Here is a 17,391-nt window from a genome sequence, read left to right on the forward strand (position 1 = left end):
CTTACTTCGTTGCGATCCGGCGCGCCGCGGCCGGGCTCAGGAACGGCAGCACGAGCAGCCCGAGGAAGCTCCGCGGCGTCGGCTTGGACAGCCCCACGGGGCCCGCGGGCGCGGCGTCGTGGGTGCCGAACAGCCGATCGATCCACGGGAAAAGGGTGGAGAAGTTGCGCGGCGTCCCGGCGTGCTGGTGGTGCCGGTGGTGGAACGCCGGGGTGGCGAGCAGCTCGCTCAACCACTGCATCGCGCGGCCGCGCGGCAGCTCGAGGTCGGCGTGCACGAACACGGTGTTGAGCCGCAGCGCGAGCAGCACCAGCGCGTGCGAGCCGAGCGGGAGGCCGAGCAGCACCAGCGGCGCGTTCTGGGCGAGGGTGACCAGCACGATCTCGAGCGGGTGCTGGCGGAACGACGCGAGCCAGTCCATGCGCTCGGAGCTGTGGTGCACGGCGTGCAGCCGCCACATCCACGGGATCGCGTGGGCGAGGCGGTGGTACGCGTAGCCGACGAGCTCGAAGATCACGAGCCCAACGCCGACCTCGAGCGCGGTGCGAGCGGTGCGGCTGCCGATGCCGGCGAACAGCGGACTCTCGAGCGAGAGGCCGTCGAGACTCGCGAGCGCGCCGCCGACCAGCGTGGCGACGCCGAGATGGACGAGCAGACCGCCGAAGGTGGCGAAGCCGAGGTCGGCGAGGCGGCCGGGGCGGGGGCCGCGGTGACGACCGAACAGGTGCTCGAGCGGCGCGAAGGCGAGACCCGCCAGCGCCGTGAACACGAGCACCCGTACGATCGCGTCGCCCATCGACTCAGTACCCCGACGCGTAGCGGAGCCGCACGCGCGCCTTCACCTTCACCGTCGAGCCGGGCTCGACCTCGGCGCCGGCGTCGACCTTCTGCTTGCGCACCTCGTACTCGCTCCAGTACGCGCGCTCGATCTTCTCGCCGTACTCGTCGCGCACCGCGAGCTTGAGGCCGACCGCCGCGAGCTGCTTCCTGGCCTTGTGCAGGCTCAGGCCCTCGATGGACGGCACGATCACGAGCGCGGGGGCGGGCGGGGCGACGGGCAGCGCCGCGGCGTCGGCCTCGGCGACGGTCGCCATGGCGAGGCGTGTGTCGGTCGGAGCCGGGGCCGGGATCGAGGACTCGGCCGGCGCTGCGACGACGGGTTCGGGCTGCAGAGAGATGGACTCGATCGCCTCGTCCGCCTCGTCCGCCTCGGTTTCGAAGTAAACGGCCGACTCGGCCTCTGCCTGGGCGGGCAGACCCTCGAAGTAGATCAACCCTGCCAGCGCCGCTCCGCTCAGGCCCAGAGCCAGAGCGCAGCGGCGGTCCCCGTGGATGTGCTCGTTCGTGCGGCTCATGTGACCCTGGGCCGCCAACGCGTCACCGGGTCGGCCGATTTCCGGGTCGACGAGAAATTCGAGCGCGGCTCCCGGGGCCCTCGGCCGCTCAGGACGACCGAGGGCGCGTTCTGGGCACCGTCGACGACGCAGCGAAGCGCTGCCTGGAGCGCGACGCGTGGAAGGACTACGCGTCACGCTGCGTGCTCGTCAAAAAGATCGTCGCACACAGCTGGCGAGAGGGACTGCCCGACCGCGTAGAATTGCATCTCGACGTACCGCCATCCTCGGACATGTTCACCGCTCGGACAGTGGCGACCTTCGAGCTGCCTCACAACACCGCCAGCGCCTTCCTGAGCGAGCACCTCACCGGCCTCGTGGCAGCAGCACGCGAGGTTCGCTCGGGCGGCGGTTGGGGCGCGACGGCGAGGCCGACTTGCCGTCAGCGGTGCTAATCCGGTGCATGACTTCAAGGTCTGCGCCGAGCTCGCGCGCGAGCGCGGTTTGGGCGGACGTGGACGTTCCGCTTGTCTCGGCGGTTCGGAGGCCGGCGGCCTAAAAGCTTGGTCAAGCGGGGGGTCAGGAACGCTTTAAAGGCCCTGATGCGCGACAGCGCGATCTCCCGGATGTCGCGAAAAATTCGATTTTGTCGCGGAATCGAAGTTCCGCGTCAGTTGGGCCCGCAGCCGGGCTTCTGCTCAATTGTGGCCGCCGGTCGCCGTTTGGTGGCCATGGCAGCGTAGAAGGCGGCCGCCTTCTCGGCATCGGTTTGGCAAATCGGAGAGCGGTACCTCGAGGCGGACGGGGACGGTCGAGGGATCGACGAGGGTTGCGGGCGCGCGGCCGTCGGCGGAGACCAGGGGACGACGTGGCCGACGGGTGGTCACCTACAGCCGCCTGCCCACCGTGGCGACCGCCGCCCTGATGTGGGCGATGAGCCAGAGCCCGTCGATCCGTCATGTCTCGATGGACATGTCGAATCAGCGCCAGGCGCCGGGCGAGCTGGAACGGGAGCTTGAACCCTGCAGAGGCGCTCAGCGGCGCGCGGGCGGCGGGAACGCCGGCGTCGCGAAGGTCGGTGCCGGCAGCGAGAGCTCGGCCGGCAACTTGGCGGTCGCGCCCGAGCGATAGAACTCGAGGATCGCGTCGAACACCTCGGGATGGTGGCGGGTCATCCGGGTCAGCTGCTCGTGCACGGCGCGGTGCACGATCATCACGCGGCCGCGCGGGAAGTAGGGCGCGATCTGCAGCATGTTCTCGATCGGCGTCGAGGTGTCCCAGTCGCCGTTGACCAGCAGCACCGGGACCTCGCTCGGCGCCGGAGCGCGCAGCGCGTCGCCGAAATCGGGGGTCGGCCAGGCCGGGCGCGAGCTCTCGTAAGGCTCGAAGCTCCACGTGCCGAGGTAGTGCGTCGCCGGATCGGTGTGCAGGCGGTGTGATCGCGTCGCGCTGACGCCGAGCCCCGAATCGATCAGCGGCAGGATCACCGAGGAGAACTTCGACCTGCGGCGGCGCGACAGCTCCTCCCGCGCCCACTCGTCGTAGTGGCCGTGATACAGCGACAGGATGAACGCCGGCCACGCTTCGGCGTCGTCGGGGAGCAGCGCGTTTTGCAGGTCGGCGAGGCCGAGCACGACCGATTCGGTCTTGCCGGTCTCGGGGACGCGGACCTTCACGGTGACCGGAGCGCGGGCGAAGCGGTCGCGGAGCTCGCGGACCGCGGCCATCAATCCACCGGGAGGCAGGTACGGCTGCAGGTTCGGCGCGCGGTCGCCGTCGAAGGCGATCCGCTGCAGCGCGGCGAACAGGTACGACGGCATGTCGATACCGTCGTCGAGCGGCTCCACGCCGTACAGTACGGCGCGCTCGACGATCTCCGGGTGCAGCCGCAGGACCGCGAAGCTCCACTGCGAGCCGAAGCTGCCGCCGAGCAGGTTGAGCTTGGCGTAGCCGAGGGCGCGGCGCAGCTCGGCGACGTCTTCGACGCACTCGCGCACGTGGTAGCCGGACAGATCGTGGTCCGGGTTGGCGGCGATCGCCGCGGCCGCGAAGGCCCGATAGGCCGCGCTCTCCGCCTCCACCGAGCTCGGGCGATCGAGCGGGGCGGGCACGGCATCGGGCACGCGCAGGGTGGTGCCGCGGCGCGAGAACCCGCGCTGATCGAGCACGATGACGTCCGCGACCGCGCTGTAGCGGCGGAAGTTCTCGAGCCGGCGACGCGCGTTCTCGCCGGTCTCGGTGAACGCGTCGAGGTAGCTGTTGCCCGGCCCGCCGGGCAAGAACACGATCGGGGCCGCGCGGGTCGGTCGCGCGGCCCGCAGCCGCGCGAACCCGACGTCGATCACGCGGCTGTTCGATGCGGCGCGATTCTCGAGCACGTGCAGGGTGCCGAGCTCGAACTGGACCTTCTCCCCCGCGGCAGTCGTGACCGCCGCGGGTTCGAGCGAGACCGTCCCGGGCCGGGGCACCGGGGGCGAGGCGAGGGCGAGCAGACCGGCAAAAAGTCGGTTCATGAGCATCGACGCCGAAGAATATTCTCGAACTACCCGATATTCTATCGAATAGAATTCGAACCGGAGCCGGAGATGCCCACCCTCGACCGAATTGATCGCGCCCTTCTCGGCCTCCTGCAGAAGGATGCTCGGATCTCCAACAAGGAGCTGGCCGCGTCGGTCGGCCTCGCGCCGTCGTCGTGCCTCGCGCGCGTGCGCCGGCTCGAGGCCGAGGGCGTGATCACGGGCTACCGCGCCGAGCTCGCGCCGCGCTCGCTGGGCCTCGACCTGCAGGCTCTGATCGCCGTCCAGCTCCGCCTCCACGTCGGCGAGGCGTTCAACAGCATCGGCGATCACCTGCGCTCGCTGCCCGAGACGGTCGCGGTGTATTGCCTCGGTGGCGCGACCGATTTCCTGGTCCACGTCGCGTGCCGCGACACCGAGCACCTGCGCGTCCTCACCATCCGCTCGTTCACCAGCCGCCCCGAGGTGAGCCGGATCGAGACTTCGCTGGTGTTCTCGTTCTCGCGCTCGAGCCTGGCCGTCGAATGAGCGGGGAGGAGCGACCCGGAAGTGACGCGACACCGGCGTGGGGCCGATGGTTCTACGGCGCAGCGGCAGATCGAGTCGTCGCGGCCCTCGTTTCCGCTCAGGTAGAGATCGAGGCCTGCGCTTCGACAGCCTGGAGCTGGTGTACGCCGGGCGCGGCGCGCAGGTTCTTCTTCGCCACCTCGGCGTGGCTCGAGGGCAAGATCGCGGCGATGAAGATCCCCGCGCCCGCGACGCCGAACGACCGCGCCCACGCCTCGAAGTCGATCCACGGCGTCTCCCAGCCGACCGCGCGGCCGTAGAGCTGCTGGGTCCCGTGGTGGACCATGTTGTAGCGGGCTTCGTTGAACACGGCGTAGACGATCGGCAGCCGCTCGCGGGCGGCGACGAGGAGCTCCATGCCGGCCATTTGCATGCCGCCGTCGCCGCAGATGCACACGACCCGGCGCGACGGATCGCCGATCGCCTGGCCGATCGCGCCGGCGATCCCGGAGGCCATGCTGCCGAACCCGAGGTGGAGCGTGAAGGCGTCCGGGCGGCGCGCGGTGAGGTAGTGGAGCGCGAACAGCATGTGCTCGCCGATGTCCCAGACGAACCGGGCGTCCGGGCCGGCCGCGCGCTCGAGGTCGGCGATCGCCCGGTGCGGGGCGAGCTGGGGCCGGTCGTCGTCGGCGAATTCGGGGACGTCGAACGGGCTGGTCGCGCGCAGCTGATCGGCCAGCGCGCGGCCGCGAGGGCTCCGCAGGCCCTCGCGCTCGACGTGCTCGCGGAGCTGTCGGGCGAAGTCGACGAGCTCCGCGACGATCGGCAGGGCGGTCGGGACGTTGCGGTGGAAGACCTGCGGGTCGAGGTCGACGTGGATCAGGCGGGCGCCGGCGTCTCCGGGCACGGGGCGCGTCGGCCCGATCGCGCAGGCGTCGAGGTCGGTGCCGAGGGCGAGGGCGACGTCGGGGCCGGCCTGGCTGTACCGCCGCGCCCACCAGGACGCCGAGAGGCCGCCGTTGCGCAGCGACAGCGGGTGCTCCTCGCTGACCACGCCCTTGGCCTGCGGGGTCGTCATGAACGGGACGTCGAGGGCCTCGATCAGGCGACGGAACGCGTCGGGCTGGCCGCGGCAGGCGCGGCCGAGGACGATCAGCGGGCGCTGGGCCTGGCTCAGCCAGCGCGCGGCCTCGGCGACGGCGGCGGGCGGCGCGGGGCACTGGTGCCGCGTCCGGACGAGCGCCGGGGTCGTCGGCGGCGCGGGCCCGCGGGCGACATCACCGGCTTTCGAGCACGCGTCCGTGGCGTCGTTCGCCCGTCAGCGTCCGAACTACCGCGTCGTGGTGCGCCGTGACGTTCGCCCCGCATCCGAGGATTAAGCCACATGCGGCGGCTCGATCGTCAAGGCTTCGGTGGGGCGCCCGCCCCGCGAGCGGTCCCGGAGCGAGTGACGAGGCTCATCCCAGCGCCGCTCGATGTACCCCTGCGCAGCCGCCTTCACCAACATCCCGCGCCGCTACTTCTCGGTAAAGAAGCAACGCGCCGTCGATGTCCACGAGGCCGAGCTCCTCGCCATCGCCCGCGCCTGGCTCACGGCGGCCTGGGACTACGTCCACGCCCTCGCCAGCGACTTCGCCGTCCACGACGAGTTCAGCGCCCTCGCCCCCGGCCGTGCGCCCCCGCGCGACCTGCCCGCCTTCATCCGGCAGGAGCAGTCCTACGCCCCCGACCTGAATGACGGCGTGCGCGTCAACATCGCCCCGCTCCAGCTCGCCCGCCTGCTCGCGGCCGACGTCCTCCCGGCGAAGGACCTCGAAAAGGCCCTCAAGGACCGCGCCCGCTGGCGCAGCGACGAACGCCGCTGGTGCCGCAGCGGCCGCCTCCCGCATCCCGGCTGGTGGCCGGACTCGCCACCTTCCAGGTGAGAACGTCATGGCATCCATCGTCCTGAAGACACATTTCACGTCCTCGTGGTTCGTGAAAGGCGGACCTCACCATGTAAGCCTCCCAAAGAAGGATGTGCAAGCTTGGATGCACGAGAACGGCCTCCTGCCCCCTGGCGAATACTCATGTCGGATCAAGATCTTCGCCGAGGGCAATCGAATAAGCAGCGGGAAGCTCAACTACGACACCGGTTTCCTGTCCGGGGTTTCCTCACTTTTTCAACGGCTCGGCATTCACCCGGACTGCACTGATCTTGCACTCTGGGTACGTCTGTCGTTCGAATCGAGCACCCCGGAGATCGACGTATTTCGAGTGACTCCCCCCCAAGAGCACCAGGAGATTCGTTGGGATGAAGCCCCGCTTCACCCATTCTCCGCCAAATCTGAGAACCCTTATCAAGTGCAACTCAAAGCAGAGCTCAAGGTGCGCAGCAAACCCCATGAGCACCTGCTGAACCGTTTCTGCTGGTTCCTGGAGTGTTTGGGCTATTCACCGAAGAACAGCAAGACCATAAACCTGGCACTCGAGAGCCCGCCGTTGATCGTCCAAGCAAAAGCCATCGCGGATGAGCGCTCTTGGCGCGACAATGTTCGAGCGGCGGTCGCCCAGCTACATGAGTACAGGTGGCTGTACATGCGCGAAGCCAAGCTGCTCTTTCTGGCCTCGAAAGCCGTGCCAGAAGAATGGAGAGAATATTTGATGCAATGCCACCGAATCTTCGCTGCTTGGCCAGTGGGCGATGGCTTCTTTATCGAGGACATGGATGAGCTTTTCCCTGTCGCCGTGTCTCGTGTTGACGACGGCGTAGATCCGCGTAAATCCAGCGGCAGAAATCAGCGGCGAAAATCGGCGGCAGAAAACGCCGGCGAGGCCGGCGTCGAGCGAGGGTGACCGTGGCGGCTCAGGATTTGCGACGAGAGCGCCTGGCGGCTCTGCGGGTCGTGTTGCGTTCGACGGTCTCCTTGTTCCGGTAGGATTCGGCGTCGATGGTGAGGACCTCGGCGTTGTGGCACAGGCGGTCGATGACGGCGACGATGCTGGTCGCGCTCGGAAACACCTCCTGCCACTCGCTGAAGATCCGGTTGGTGGTTACGATTGTCGAGAGTCGTTGGTATCGCTGGCTGACCACCTGGAAGAGCAGATCGGCGTAGCCTTGCCCATAGGACATGTAGCCGACCTCGTCCACGACGAGGAGCGCGGGAGAGGTGTAGCGGCGGAGGCGCTTCCGCAGGCGCGTGGTGTCGGGCTGGGCCGCGAGATCGCCGAGCATCTGGGCGGCCTCGACGACGCGGACGGTGTGGCCGGCCCGGATCGCGCGGTGGGCGAGGTTGCGGGCGATCATCGTCTTACCGACGCCGCCCGAGCCGATCAGGACGACGTTGGTGTGCTCGCGGAGGAAGTCGAGCTCGAAGAGAGCCTCGATCGCCTCGCGGTCGATCTTCCGCGGGTGCGTCCAATCGAAGTCGGCGATCGGCTTAAAGGCGCCGATCTTGGCGCCCTCGAGGCGACGCGCGAGGCTGCGTCGACAGCGTTCGTCCTCTTCGGCCTCGATGAGCGGGCGCAGCCACGGCTCGGCCTCGATGGCGTGCCAGCGGGCGAGCAGGCCGTAGAGCCCGAGCGCGGCGGCGCGCTCGCGCAGCGTCGCGTCAGGTGTCTTCGTCGCCATCGTCGTTCTCCTCGGCGGTGAGCGCGTCGTAGGTGCGGAGGTCGTGCGGGCGCACGACGATCGCGCGCAGGCGCGTCGGGAGCTCCGGCGCCTCCCGGTGTCCTGGCGGGGCGAGCTGCTCAATCGCCTTGCGCAGCGCCGGGATGTATAGCAACTCGCGTGCGAGCGCGTCGTCGATGGCCTGCTCCAAGAGACAGGCGCCGTGGGCGTCGAGGAGCTCCTCGAGCTGACGGGTGGCGCGGGCGAGCGGCTCGCCGCGCTCGGCGAGGGCGCGCAGGAAGTCCTGGCTCCGCGGGACCGCGCGCCGCAGGCGATCGAGCTCCCGATGTGTCCGGGCGCCGGTCTTTTCGGACCACAGCGCGTCGATGTGCGACCTGTCCTCGAGGACCTCGCCGGCGCCGTAGCAGCGGGCGTGCTCGGCGATCACGTGCGTCCCGTCGACGACGCGCACGCGCTCGGCGTCGGCGACGACGACGAGCTCCTTGCAGACGTGGGTGTGCGGGATCGAGTAGTCGTTGCGATCGAAGCGCACGTACGGGGTCTTGCCGGCGCGCACGGGCTGCTGCTCGGCGCACGGAAACGGCTCGCCGGACGCCACCAGCAGCAAGGGGCGCTCCTCGGCGAAGGCGCTTTCGACCGTGCGGGCGCGGTCGTCGGGCCACAGTCTTTGCATGGCGAGGGTCTGGCAGAATGCGAGCACCTGCGCGTTGAGGTCGTCGAGGCCGACGAAAGTGCGGCCGGCGAAGAATGCGTCGCGCAGGTAGCGAATCGCGCGTTCGACACGACCCTTCTCGTTTCCCCTCCTCGGCGCGACCGGCCTGGGTTCATAGCGGTAGTGCCCCGCGAACTCGACGAGCGTCGGGTGGAGGCGGATCGCGTCGCCCTGTCGCTCGAGCACCGCGCTCTTCAGGTTGTCGTAGAGCACGACCCGCGCGGCGCCGCCGAAGTACGCGAATGCATGCACATGGCCAGCGAGGAAGCTCGGCATCCGCGCGTCGTAGAAGAAGCGCACGAACAGCGCGCGCGACCAGCTCAGCACCATGACGAAGGCCATCAGCTTGCGCGTCGCCCGGCCGACCTGGACCTTGCCGAAGTCGGCCCAGTCCACTTGGGCCTGTTCTCCGGGCAAGGTCGCAAGGCGCAGGTACGCCTCGGCCCGGCGGGGTCGCAGCTCGCGGACCACCTCGCGCAGCCGCGAGATCTGGCCGGTGTAGCCGCGCGTGCGGACCATCTGCAGGATCCGCGTCGCGCGCAGCTTCGGGTACTTCTCGAGCGTCTCGCGGATGAAGGCGCGGTACGGATCCACCTTCGTCCGCCGCTTCGGCGCCGGCAGCTTCACGCCGTTGTGCTGGAGGATCCTGCGCACCGTGCCGTGGTGCAGGCCGAGCTGCGCGGCGATCGTGCCGATCCGCCAGCCCTCGGCGTGAAACAGCCGCAGGACATTCGCCCGAGTCAAGGCCGACGTCGTCACTTCTCACCTCCGGTCAGATCGAGATCCCACTGCACGGTCGACGGCGGCCGTGGTCGTCGGAGACGGAGGACAAGACGCAAGGGAGCGAGCTCGTAAGCGTGCACCAGCGGGCTCCCGGGATCATCCAGAGTCGCGCCGAAGAGTCCCAGACCCGTGAGCCCAGACGAATCGCAGCTGCCGTCCACACACACAGCAACGCGCAGCGCATCCCCCTGCCACAGCGCGAGGCCCTCGAGCAGCGCCACCAGCGCCCGCGGATGGGAGGGCCGCGGCAGGATCGCCCGCAGCAGCTCCTGCCCCCGCGCTTGCAGCCTCAGCTCGATCGTCGTCGGTCGCGGCCTCAGCCTCATCGACCATGTCCCGATGTTCATGCGATGAATCTCCTTCTGACGCGGTCACCAGCTCCACGCTGATCGATCCCGCGTCCCGGTAGTCATCGCCGTCTCCGCCGTCCTGCGGGAGACACTGCTCCGTCACTTTCTTCGCCCGCTGCGCCGTTCGATACTTCGCCTGTCGCTGAGCGTGCTTGCGCCGACCCTTCCTCGACTGCTGATACCGTCGATTCGACGCCCGTTGCCTCCGCAGCCGCCCCTGCCTGGCGCAGCCCGGCCCGCAGTAGCGCCGCCCGCACCAGCACGCGTCGCACACCCACGTCGCGCTCCCGCACGCTCCACAGCGCAGCGGGATCCCCCTCGGCTCCCGCGGCTCGTTCGGCTCTCGATCGACGACACCTCCGTGCCGGTCCCCGTTGCGGATCCCACCGTCCTGTGGCAGCCTTCACGCGACCTGTCTCTTCGACAATGTCGCTGGGGGAGGTTGTTGGGGGACGCCGGAGAGCGCCAACTCTTGATCCCGGCGTCCCCGTTTTTTTTTCCGGCGCCTCCCCGCTACCCGGCCTCGCCACGCGGCGCCAATCTCCGGACACGCCTCCGGCCCGGCTACGCTCGACCAGAAATTCTTGTGATCTGGCCTACAAGCCTGCGGCCCGTCGAGTTTCTACCAAAACCATTTCGTCGCCTCGCCGCTGGATTTACGCAGATCGAGATCGTCGCTGACATCTCGTAAGAAACAGTGCGTCTTCCTGAAAGAACCACTCTCGGAAGGCGACGAGGAGTAACCCACTCATGTCGCAGGATACCTCTCTTCGAGCGTGGCTCATCGGCCAGATCAAGTCCGCGTTGCCGGCCAAGGGCGGCGCGGGCCGTTTCATGATCTGGTGCGACCCCGACCGCGAGTGGATCGAACTCCTGCGCATCGCCTCGGACGCAGCCGGCGTCGAGCTCTGGGCCCCCGCGCCCGGTGAGCCCGACCCGCACGAGCTGGCCCTGCGCGACCGCTTCCACCGCGAACCGCGCCGCCGACGGATCGTCTGGCTTCCCCGGACTCGCGCCGAGATCACCTACTTCAAGGTCTATGAGCTCGAGGCCGACGTGTGGATCCGGGGCCTCGCCGAGGCCCTCTCGGACTACGGCGTGCCGGTCGCGCGCCGTCACGAGGCCGAGCTACGGCCGATCCTCCATCTCCAGGCCCGCAATTTGTTCGACCAGCCGCGCTCGGCCTGGGACGACTTGACCCCGAGCGCCGCCAAGGGCGCCCTCTTCGACGACGGCCGGCTCCTTGAAGTCCTCACCGCCGAGCGCGACATGTTCCCGGACCTCCGCGCCGAGGGTGTCTTCGCCGTCTTCGCCGGTCGCGTGATGGAAGACCTCGGCCTTTCGGACCCCGACAAGACCCCGGAGCCGGATTGGCGCATCGAGTCCATGCGGCGGCTCCTGCTCATGGAAGCGGCCAACAGCGGCGGAACACCGCCGCTTGGCGCGCGCGAGCTGCCCGCCGGCCGCGTACGCGAATACGCCCTCAAGCTCTTGCAGCGGTGCATGCACGACATCCGCCTGATCGCGGGCTTCGAGCGGGCCGTCCACGAGGCCGAGCGCCACCTCGGCCTTGACACCTGGGCACGCAGTCAGTCGAGCCCGCCGCGCACCACGGCCTCCCGTGCAGTCGAGGAGGCGTTGCTGCGCCACCAGATCGATCGCTTCGAGTCGATCGACGATGTCTTCCTCCTCGCGCGCGAGCTGGCCGCTGGCTTCAGCGACATCGCCGGGCGAGCGCAGGGCTTCTGGGGCAGCCGCGCGACCCATCCGGTCGCCTGGCGTCAGCTCAAGGAGCTCGCCGACGCCGCCTGCACCCTGACCCATTTCCGCGACATCGAACATTCGTGGGCGACCGCGCGCGACATGATCCTCGCCTACGCCCACGACCTCTGGCGCCTCGAGCGAGCCGGCGAGCTGCTCTTCCGCGAGGTGCCCGGCATCGCGGATCCGCTGCACCGGATCCGCGCGCGTCTGCGCAAGGCGTACCAGCGCACCATCGACGACCTCGGCAGGCAGTTCTCCCAGCGCCTCGACGCCGCCGGCCCCGACCTCGACATCCCCAGCGCGGGCGAGCGCGTGCTGAAGGAGCTCGGCGGGAAGAAGCAGCCGACCGCCTTCGTGATCCTCGACGCGTTCCGCTTCGAGCTCGCCCGCCGGCTCGCCGAGCAGTTGCAGCTGCACGACCCGCCCGAGCGCCTCGAGGTCGACCCCGCGCTCGCCCCGATCCCGAGCATCACCGCGCTCGGTATGCCCTTCGCGCTCCCGATCCCCCGCAGCGCGCTGACCGTCTCCTTCACCACCGGCAAGCGCCCCCAGTGGAGCGTGACCGCCGAGGGCTGGTCCGACGACCTCACGGTCGCCGAGCACCGCCGCCGCTGGCTCGTTAGGAAGGGCGGGGCGAAGGCGTGCCTCACGACGCACGAGGTCCTCGAGGGCGCCAGGCTGCGCGAGCTCGGCGACGCCCAGAAGCTCATCATGGTCTACGGCGACGAGTTCGACCGCGACGGCCACGAGGGCGCGCTCGAGCTCAGCGGCGCCGAGGATCACCTCAAGCGTTACACGCAGGTCCTCCGCGCCCTTCGCGCCGCCGGCTACACACGGGTCATCGTCACCACGGACCACGGCTTCTTCCACTGGAAGCCCGACGACGACGAGCGCGAGGATCTGCCCCAGGGCGACATCGTCTATCAGTCCCGCCGGGCCGTCGCCGGTCGCGGGCTCTCGCACGCGACTGGCCTCCGGCTGCCCGTCCCGCGCAGCGATCTCGAGGTCGTCGTCCCGCGCAGCGTCAACGTCTTCCGCACCTACGGTGCTGTCGGCTTCCTCCACGGCGGCGCCACCTTGCAGGAGCTCGTGATCCCGGTCGTCGTCGCGGTCTGGCCCGCCAGGCGCAAGAAGACCCCCGTGTCGCTCCACAAGATCGAGCCGATCACCACCTTGCAGCCGCGCATCGAGGTCATTTCGGGCTTGCAGGGCGAGATCTTCGCCGGCGGCGCCTACCTCCCGCGCCGAGTTCTGGTGCGGGTGTCCTCGCCGGCCGCTCTTCTCTTCCAGCACCACGATCCAGTCACTGTCGACCCGCAGGGCAAGCCGACCGTCGTGACGCTCAAGCTGGTCGACCCGAAGCCCGACGTCCCGGTGAACACCACGCTCCGCATCGAGATCCGCGACGCCGACAACGACGAATTCCTGCTGGGCCAGGACACCATTCTCAAGGTCGAGATCAACAGTGACTGGGACTGATCCGAACACCAACGCCCCCGAGGGCCCCTGGATCGACCCGCTCGATGAGCAGCTCGTGGCGGCCTTCCCCGGCCGCGTCGTCCGCAAGGACCTCGTCCACGCCCTCAAGGTCGGCTTCAACATCCCCGTCTATGTCCTCGAGTACCTGCTGGGCAAGTACTGCTCGACGACCGACGAGGCCCAGATCCGCGAGGGCCTCGACATGGTCAAGCAGACGATCGCCGAGCGCGTCGTCCGGGCCGACCAGGCCGAGCTGATCAAGTCCCGCCTCCAGCGCAGCCGGTCGATGAAGCTCATCGACCTCGTCACCGTGACCTTCGACGAGAAGGACCAGGGCGGCAAGTACTGGGCCGCCCTGGCGACCGCGGGCCTGACGAAGATGCACATCAGCGAGGATCTCGTCCACAAGTACGAGCGCGTCCTGACTGGCGGTGTGTGGTCCAACGTCGAGATCACCTACGACGATACCCTCGTCCACGGCACCGTCACGCGGCCGTTCGTCCTGAGCCGCATGCAGCCGATCCAGATCGCCAGCGCGCGGCTCGACGAGTTCCTGACCGCGCGCGCGTCCTTCACCCGCGAGCAGTGGGTCGACGTCCTGCTACGGACGATGGGCTACGAGCCGACGCACCCCGACTTCACCTGGCGTCGCAAGCTGCTCTACCTGCTGCGCCTGGTGCCGATGGTCGAGAAGAACTACAACCTGATCGAGCTCGGACCGCGCGAGACCGGCAAGTCATTCGTGTTCCGCGAGCTGTCGCCCTACGCGATCCTGCTCTCGGGCGGGCAGGGCACCGTCGCCGACCTGTTCGGCTGGAAGCACCGCAAGGACAAGGCCGGCCTAGTCGTCCGCTACGACCTCGTCGCGTTCGACGAGGTCGCCGGCTCGTACTTCAAGAACGAGTCCGAGAAGCAGATGTTCAAGGGGTACATGGAGCAGGGCTCCTTCTCTCGCGGTGACGACAAGGGCACGATCAGCGCCGACGCCGGCATCATCTTCAACGGCAACATCGACGGCAACGTCGAGGCGATCGCTCGCACGACCCACCTGTTCACGGCGCTGCCGGAGTCCGTCCGCAACGACACCGCCTTCCACGATCGCTGGCACGCCTACCTGCCCGGGTGGGAGATGCCGAAGCTGCGACCCGAGCACTTCACGCGGCACCTCGGCTTCATCGCCGACTACATCGCCGAGATCTTCCACAACGAGCTGCGCCGCCTGAACTTCACCGACCTCGCCGACCAGCACTTCGCGCTCGGCAACCACGTCGGACAGCGCGATCGTAAGGCCGCCCTGCGCACCGTCTCGGGTTTGATCAAACTGCTGCACCCCGATGGAAAATGCAGCAAAGATGAGCTCGGCGAATACCTCGACTTCGGCCTCGAGCTGCGGCGCCGGGTCAAGGAACAGCTCAAACGGATCAACCCGATCGAGTTCTCGCGCGTCAACCTGTCCTTCATCGACAAGCAGACGGGAGAGGAGCGCTTCGCCGAGTGCGCCGAGCTCGGCGCGATCCGCCTGATCCCCGAGGGCCCGCTGCCCCCCGGCGACGTCTTCAGCGTCGGCGTCGACCCGGGCACCGACCGCGTCGCCCTGTTCAGGATCCAGGCCGCCTCGGTCCTCGGCACCGGCCGGTTCAACCTCGTCGGTGTCACCTCCAAGAACATCCGCGAGAGCGCCAAGATGGCGTTCGACTACCTGCGCGCGAACGGCAAGCGCGTCGGCCTCGTGCTCGGGCGGCGGCGACTCGGGGCGCTGCTCAAGCGTCGGCCCCTCGCGACGATCTCCGGCGCCGGCATCCACCAGGAGACGCAGCTGCGCGACAGCGACGCCGGGTCCTTCGGGCTGGCAATGAGCAAGGCCGTGCTGGACGCGGCCGCGGGCCTGGACCTGCCCGCGCACGCGGCGGACGCGGTGTACTGCGACATCAACGGCGAGCGCTACCGCAGCGAGGAGTGGGGCCTGTTCGCCACTCGGGCTCACGCGGCGCTGCGGTCCCTGCAGTATCAGACCTTCTGCGGCAGCATCGGCGATGTTGGCGCCGCCTTCGGCGCGATCGCCAGCATCGCCGCCGCACAGTCGTTCGCCCGCGGCTACGCTCGAGGACCCCGCGCCCTCGTGATGGCCGGCTCGGACTCCGGCACGCGCGGCGCGATGTTTCTGCACGACCCTCGCCTCGAAGGACGCCCATGAAGACGCTCGTCAACGCGCCCAAGACCCCGGTCACGAAGGGCAGCCAGGGCGTGGCCGCGGCCACGATCCCCAACGTCTGCAAGATGCCGGGACCGCCTGCGCCCTTCGTCCCGACACCGCTGCCCAACATCGGCAAGAGCGGCAGCTCCCCCAAGGGTTATTCGAAGAACGTCACGATTGAGGGCAAGCAGGTCGCCGTCAAGGGCGCGACCTTCGGGTCGACGGGTGACATGGCCAGCAAGGGGACCGGCGGTGGCCTGTTCTCCGCCAATACGCACGGCCCCACGAGCTTCGTCGGCCCGGGCTCGTTCGACGTCAAGATCGAGGGCAAGAACGTGCAGCTCCTCGGCGACCCGATGCTCAACAACTGCGGGCCCAGCGGAAAGCCCCCTAACGCCGCCACGCTCGTCGGCGTGCTGCAGAAGGCGGGCCTGGTCGCGGTGGTCGGTGACGAGCCCTGCCCCCTGTGTCGCAAGCAACACGGCTTCAACGGCAAGCTCGAGGAGAGCGAGGACACCAAGGGGGCCGCGGGGCAGCTTCAGGCCGCCATCGACCGGGCCATCGGCAAGGCGCGCGCGGCTAACGCCCCGCGGCTCGCCGCGGTGCAGGCCGAGATCGCCGCGCTGAAGACGGCGATGGCCGCGCTGCCCAAGAAGCAGCGTGCTCCCTACAGGCAGCAACTCGACGCGCTCGAGAAGGAAGAACGCGGGCTCGCGGTCCACTTCACGGGCATGATGGGCGTCGTCAAGTGCAAGGACGACGGCCTCATCTTCGCCGGGACGAGCCTGTTCCAGTACTCCGACATCCAGGCGGAAATGCCCGGCGCATGGCACTCCCCCACGCCCTCGGGCAGCCTCGCCAACAAGCCGGACCGCAAAAACTTCCAGGCCGACGTCCTCGACTTCGCCAGGTACGGCAAGGGCTCGCTGAGCTCGTGGCCCGTGGAGTGGGAGAAGCTCAAGCAACTCTCGGAGAAGTCCTTTGTGGGAGAAACCGACGAGATGTTCTACCCCCCGGGGAGCTGCGCGGCGCAGCAGATGGCGCTGTTGGCCATGAACCACGGCGACCGCCCCATGGGCCTCACCGAGCGCTACTACACCACGAACCCTGATGCCAAGCTATCCAAGCTGTGGATCCGCAAGCCCGGCAAGGGCGGCCCCAAGCGCGCCCGCCTGGCCACCCCCGCAGAGCTCGGGCCGGGCAAGCCGATCCCCCCGTGCGGCACGTGCCAGGTCATCCTCACCATGCTGATGTGCGCCGAGGGTGAGATGCATTGCGACCACAAGACAGCGCATCCCGGAGTGTGTCACAAATGCTAGAACCCGAGCTCGAAGCGCTGCTGCTTCGCATCGTCCCCAACCTCGCGCGCGACTGGTCGGGGGCCTCCCCGGAGGATCTAGAGGAGCTCGAGGAGCGGGTCGAGCTCACTGGCCACGACTTCCCCCCCTTCTATCGATGGTTCCTCTCGCGCCTGGCCGGCAGTGTGGGCGCGCTCCACCCCATGCTGCGAGGTTTCACCGCCGCGAGCGTGCTCGAGGCCTACCGAACCGGCAGCGTCGACATCGGTCCCACGCAGTTCCTCATCGGGCGCATGCCCGACGCCCTGATGCCGCTCGACGTCTACTACGATCTGGCGCACCCGCTGCGCGACGACGCTATCGTCCTGAGCGCCATCCTCGACGCAGGCCCCGAGTCCCAGATCAGCGAGACCTTCCGCGAATGGATCGCGGCGCGTGCCATGATCAAGTTCGGCGTGATGACCGCGCCCCACCGATGCTTCGGCGCCTTCGTCGACCCCGGGAGAACCGCCGCCGCTCAGCTCGAGACCGTGATGACCGCGCTCGGCTTCACCAGCCCGATCACGACCGGGCCCTTCTGTCGACTCTACGAACGAGGCGACATGACAATGGTCGCCAAGTCGACCGTCAAGCCCGAGAACCTAGGCATCCTCATCTACGAGATCGGCGGCCCCAGCGTCGCCGCCATACGCCGGCTCTTGGGGGAGATCGGGCGCGGCACCACGCTCCAGGTCGACGCCGATCGCTGGGCGACGCGCTCCCGATGAGCGCCGCGCCATTCGAGCAGATCTTCATACCTACTGAGAAGATCGTGACCGGGCCAGCCGCGTAGCCGTCCCAGCGA

14 protein-coding genes and 1 pseudogene are annotated in these 17,391 nt (G+C 68.9%); 7 read left to right on the plus strand and 8 right to left on the minus strand.

All coding sequences use genetic code 11. The features are described from left to right. Position 1 precedes the first annotated feature (1 nt). The 3 genes from NAEX_RS32255 to NAEX_RS32265 form a co-directional block, all read right to left on the minus strand. Entirely contained in the window at positions 2-796 is a 795-nt protein-coding gene (locus NAEX_RS32255; protein WP_096331328.1) for a sterol desaturase family protein, read from the minus strand. 4 nt (positions 797-800) lie between these two features. Beyond that, positions 801-1,355, minus strand: a complete 555-nt coding sequence (locus NAEX_RS32260) for a PASTA domain-containing protein (RefSeq protein WP_100792926.1) — start codon at positions 1,353-1,355, stop codon at positions 801-803. Between the two features lie 1,013 nt (positions 1,356-2,368). Beyond that, positions 2,369-3,847 (minus strand): alpha/beta fold hydrolase, encoded by a 1,479-nt coding sequence (locus tag NAEX_RS32265; protein WP_170136168.1) that lies wholly within the window; start codon positions 3,845-3,847, stop codon positions 2,369-2,371. A gap of 72 nt (positions 3,848-3,919) precedes the next feature. On the opposite strand from NAEX_RS32265, the gene NAEX_RS32270 reads away from it, so the two are divergent. Continuing rightward, the gene (locus NAEX_RS32270; protein WP_096331331.1) at positions 3,920-4,378 is read left to right on the plus strand and encodes an Lrp/AsnC family transcriptional regulator; all 459 of its coding nucleotides are present in this window, start codon (positions 3,920-3,922) and stop codon (positions 4,376-4,378) included. A gap of 97 nt (positions 4,379-4,475) precedes the next feature. Here NAEX_RS32270 and NAEX_RS32275 read toward each other — a convergent pair whose 3' ends face one another. Next, the gene (locus NAEX_RS32275; protein ID WP_275937656.1) at positions 4,476-5,180 is read right to left on the minus strand and encodes a thiamine pyrophosphate-dependent enzyme; all 705 of its coding nucleotides are present in this window, start codon (positions 5,178-5,180) and stop codon (positions 4,476-4,478) included. Further along, positions 5,157-5,543 (minus strand): annotated as a pseudogene (locus NAEX_RS54005) (5-guanidino-2-oxopentanoate decarboxylase); the annotation flags it as partial. The pseudogene NAEX_RS54005 and the gene NAEX_RS32275, both read right to left, overlap by 24 nt. Positions 5,544-5,832: 289 nt before the next feature. Here NAEX_RS54005 and NAEX_RS32285 point away from each other — a divergent pair. Both NAEX_RS32285 and NAEX_RS48595 read left to right on the plus strand, forming a co-directional pair. Continuing rightward, positions 5,833-6,282 carry a hypothetical protein gene (locus NAEX_RS32285; RefSeq protein WP_096331334.1) on the plus strand — a complete coding sequence of 150 codons (450 nt, stop codon included), beginning with the start codon at positions 5,833-5,835 and terminating at the stop codon, positions 6,280-6,282. A gap of 7 nt (positions 6,283-6,289) precedes the next feature. After that, entirely contained in the window at positions 6,290-7,192 is a 903-nt protein-coding gene (locus NAEX_RS48595; protein WP_143140489.1) for a hypothetical protein, read from the plus strand. 10 nt (positions 7,193-7,202) lie between these two features. On the opposite strand, the gene istB is transcribed toward NAEX_RS48595, so the two are convergent. Genes istB through NAEX_RS32300 form a run of 3 tightly spaced genes read right to left on the minus strand, consistent with a single transcriptional unit; the run spans position 7,203 to position 9,809 of the window. Beyond that, on the minus strand, positions 7,203-7,967 hold the full coding sequence (gene istB, locus NAEX_RS32290; protein ID WP_096325670.1) for an IS21-like element helper ATPase IstB: 765 nt from the start codon (positions 7,965-7,967) through the stop codon (positions 7,203-7,205). Then, positions 7,948-9,438, minus strand: a complete 1,491-nt coding sequence (gene istA, locus NAEX_RS32295) for an IS21 family transposase (RefSeq protein ID WP_096325671.1) — start codon at positions 9,436-9,438, stop codon at positions 7,948-7,950. The genes istB and istA overlap by 20 nt, the downstream gene beginning before the upstream one ends. Then, positions 9,435-9,809, minus strand: coding sequence for a hypothetical protein (locus tag NAEX_RS32300; RefSeq protein WP_096327535.1), 375 nt, complete (start codon positions 9,807-9,809; stop codon positions 9,435-9,437). The genes istA and NAEX_RS32300 overlap by 4 nt, the downstream gene beginning before the upstream one ends. Positions 9,810-10,562: 753 nt before the next feature. On the opposite strand from NAEX_RS32300, the gene NAEX_RS32305 reads away from it, so the two are divergent. Genes NAEX_RS32305 through NAEX_RS32320 form a run of 4 tightly spaced genes read left to right on the plus strand, consistent with a single transcriptional unit; the run spans position 10,563 to position 17,314 of the window. After that, positions 10,563-13,055 carry a PglZ domain-containing protein gene (locus NAEX_RS32305; RefSeq protein WP_096331335.1) on the plus strand — a complete coding sequence of 831 codons (2,493 nt, stop codon included), beginning with the start codon at positions 10,563-10,565 and terminating at the stop codon, positions 13,053-13,055. Further along, positions 13,042-15,249: a protease Lon-related BREX system protein BrxL gene (gene brxL, locus NAEX_RS32310; RefSeq protein WP_096331336.1), complete on the plus strand. Its 2,208-nt coding sequence runs from the start codon at positions 13,042-13,044 to the stop codon at positions 15,247-15,249. Before NAEX_RS32305 ends, brxL begins: the two co-directional genes overlap by 14 nt. Then, on the plus strand, positions 15,246-16,568 hold the full coding sequence (locus NAEX_RS32315; protein ID WP_096331337.1) for a PAAR-like domain-containing protein: 1,323 nt from the start codon (positions 15,246-15,248) through the stop codon (positions 16,566-16,568). Before brxL ends, NAEX_RS32315 begins: the two co-directional genes overlap by 4 nt. Next, positions 16,562-17,314 carry a hypothetical protein gene (locus NAEX_RS32320; protein ID WP_096331338.1) on the plus strand — a complete coding sequence of 251 codons (753 nt, stop codon included), beginning with the start codon at positions 16,562-16,564 and terminating at the stop codon, positions 17,312-17,314. Before NAEX_RS32315 ends, NAEX_RS32320 begins: the two co-directional genes overlap by 7 nt. Positions 17,315-17,391 lie beyond the last annotated feature (77 nt).

The organism is Nannocystis exedens (assembly GCF_002343915.1).
In the GTDB taxonomy this organism is placed as follows: domain Bacteria; phylum Myxococcota_A; class Polyangia; order Nannocystales; family Nannocystaceae; genus Nannocystis; species Nannocystis exedens.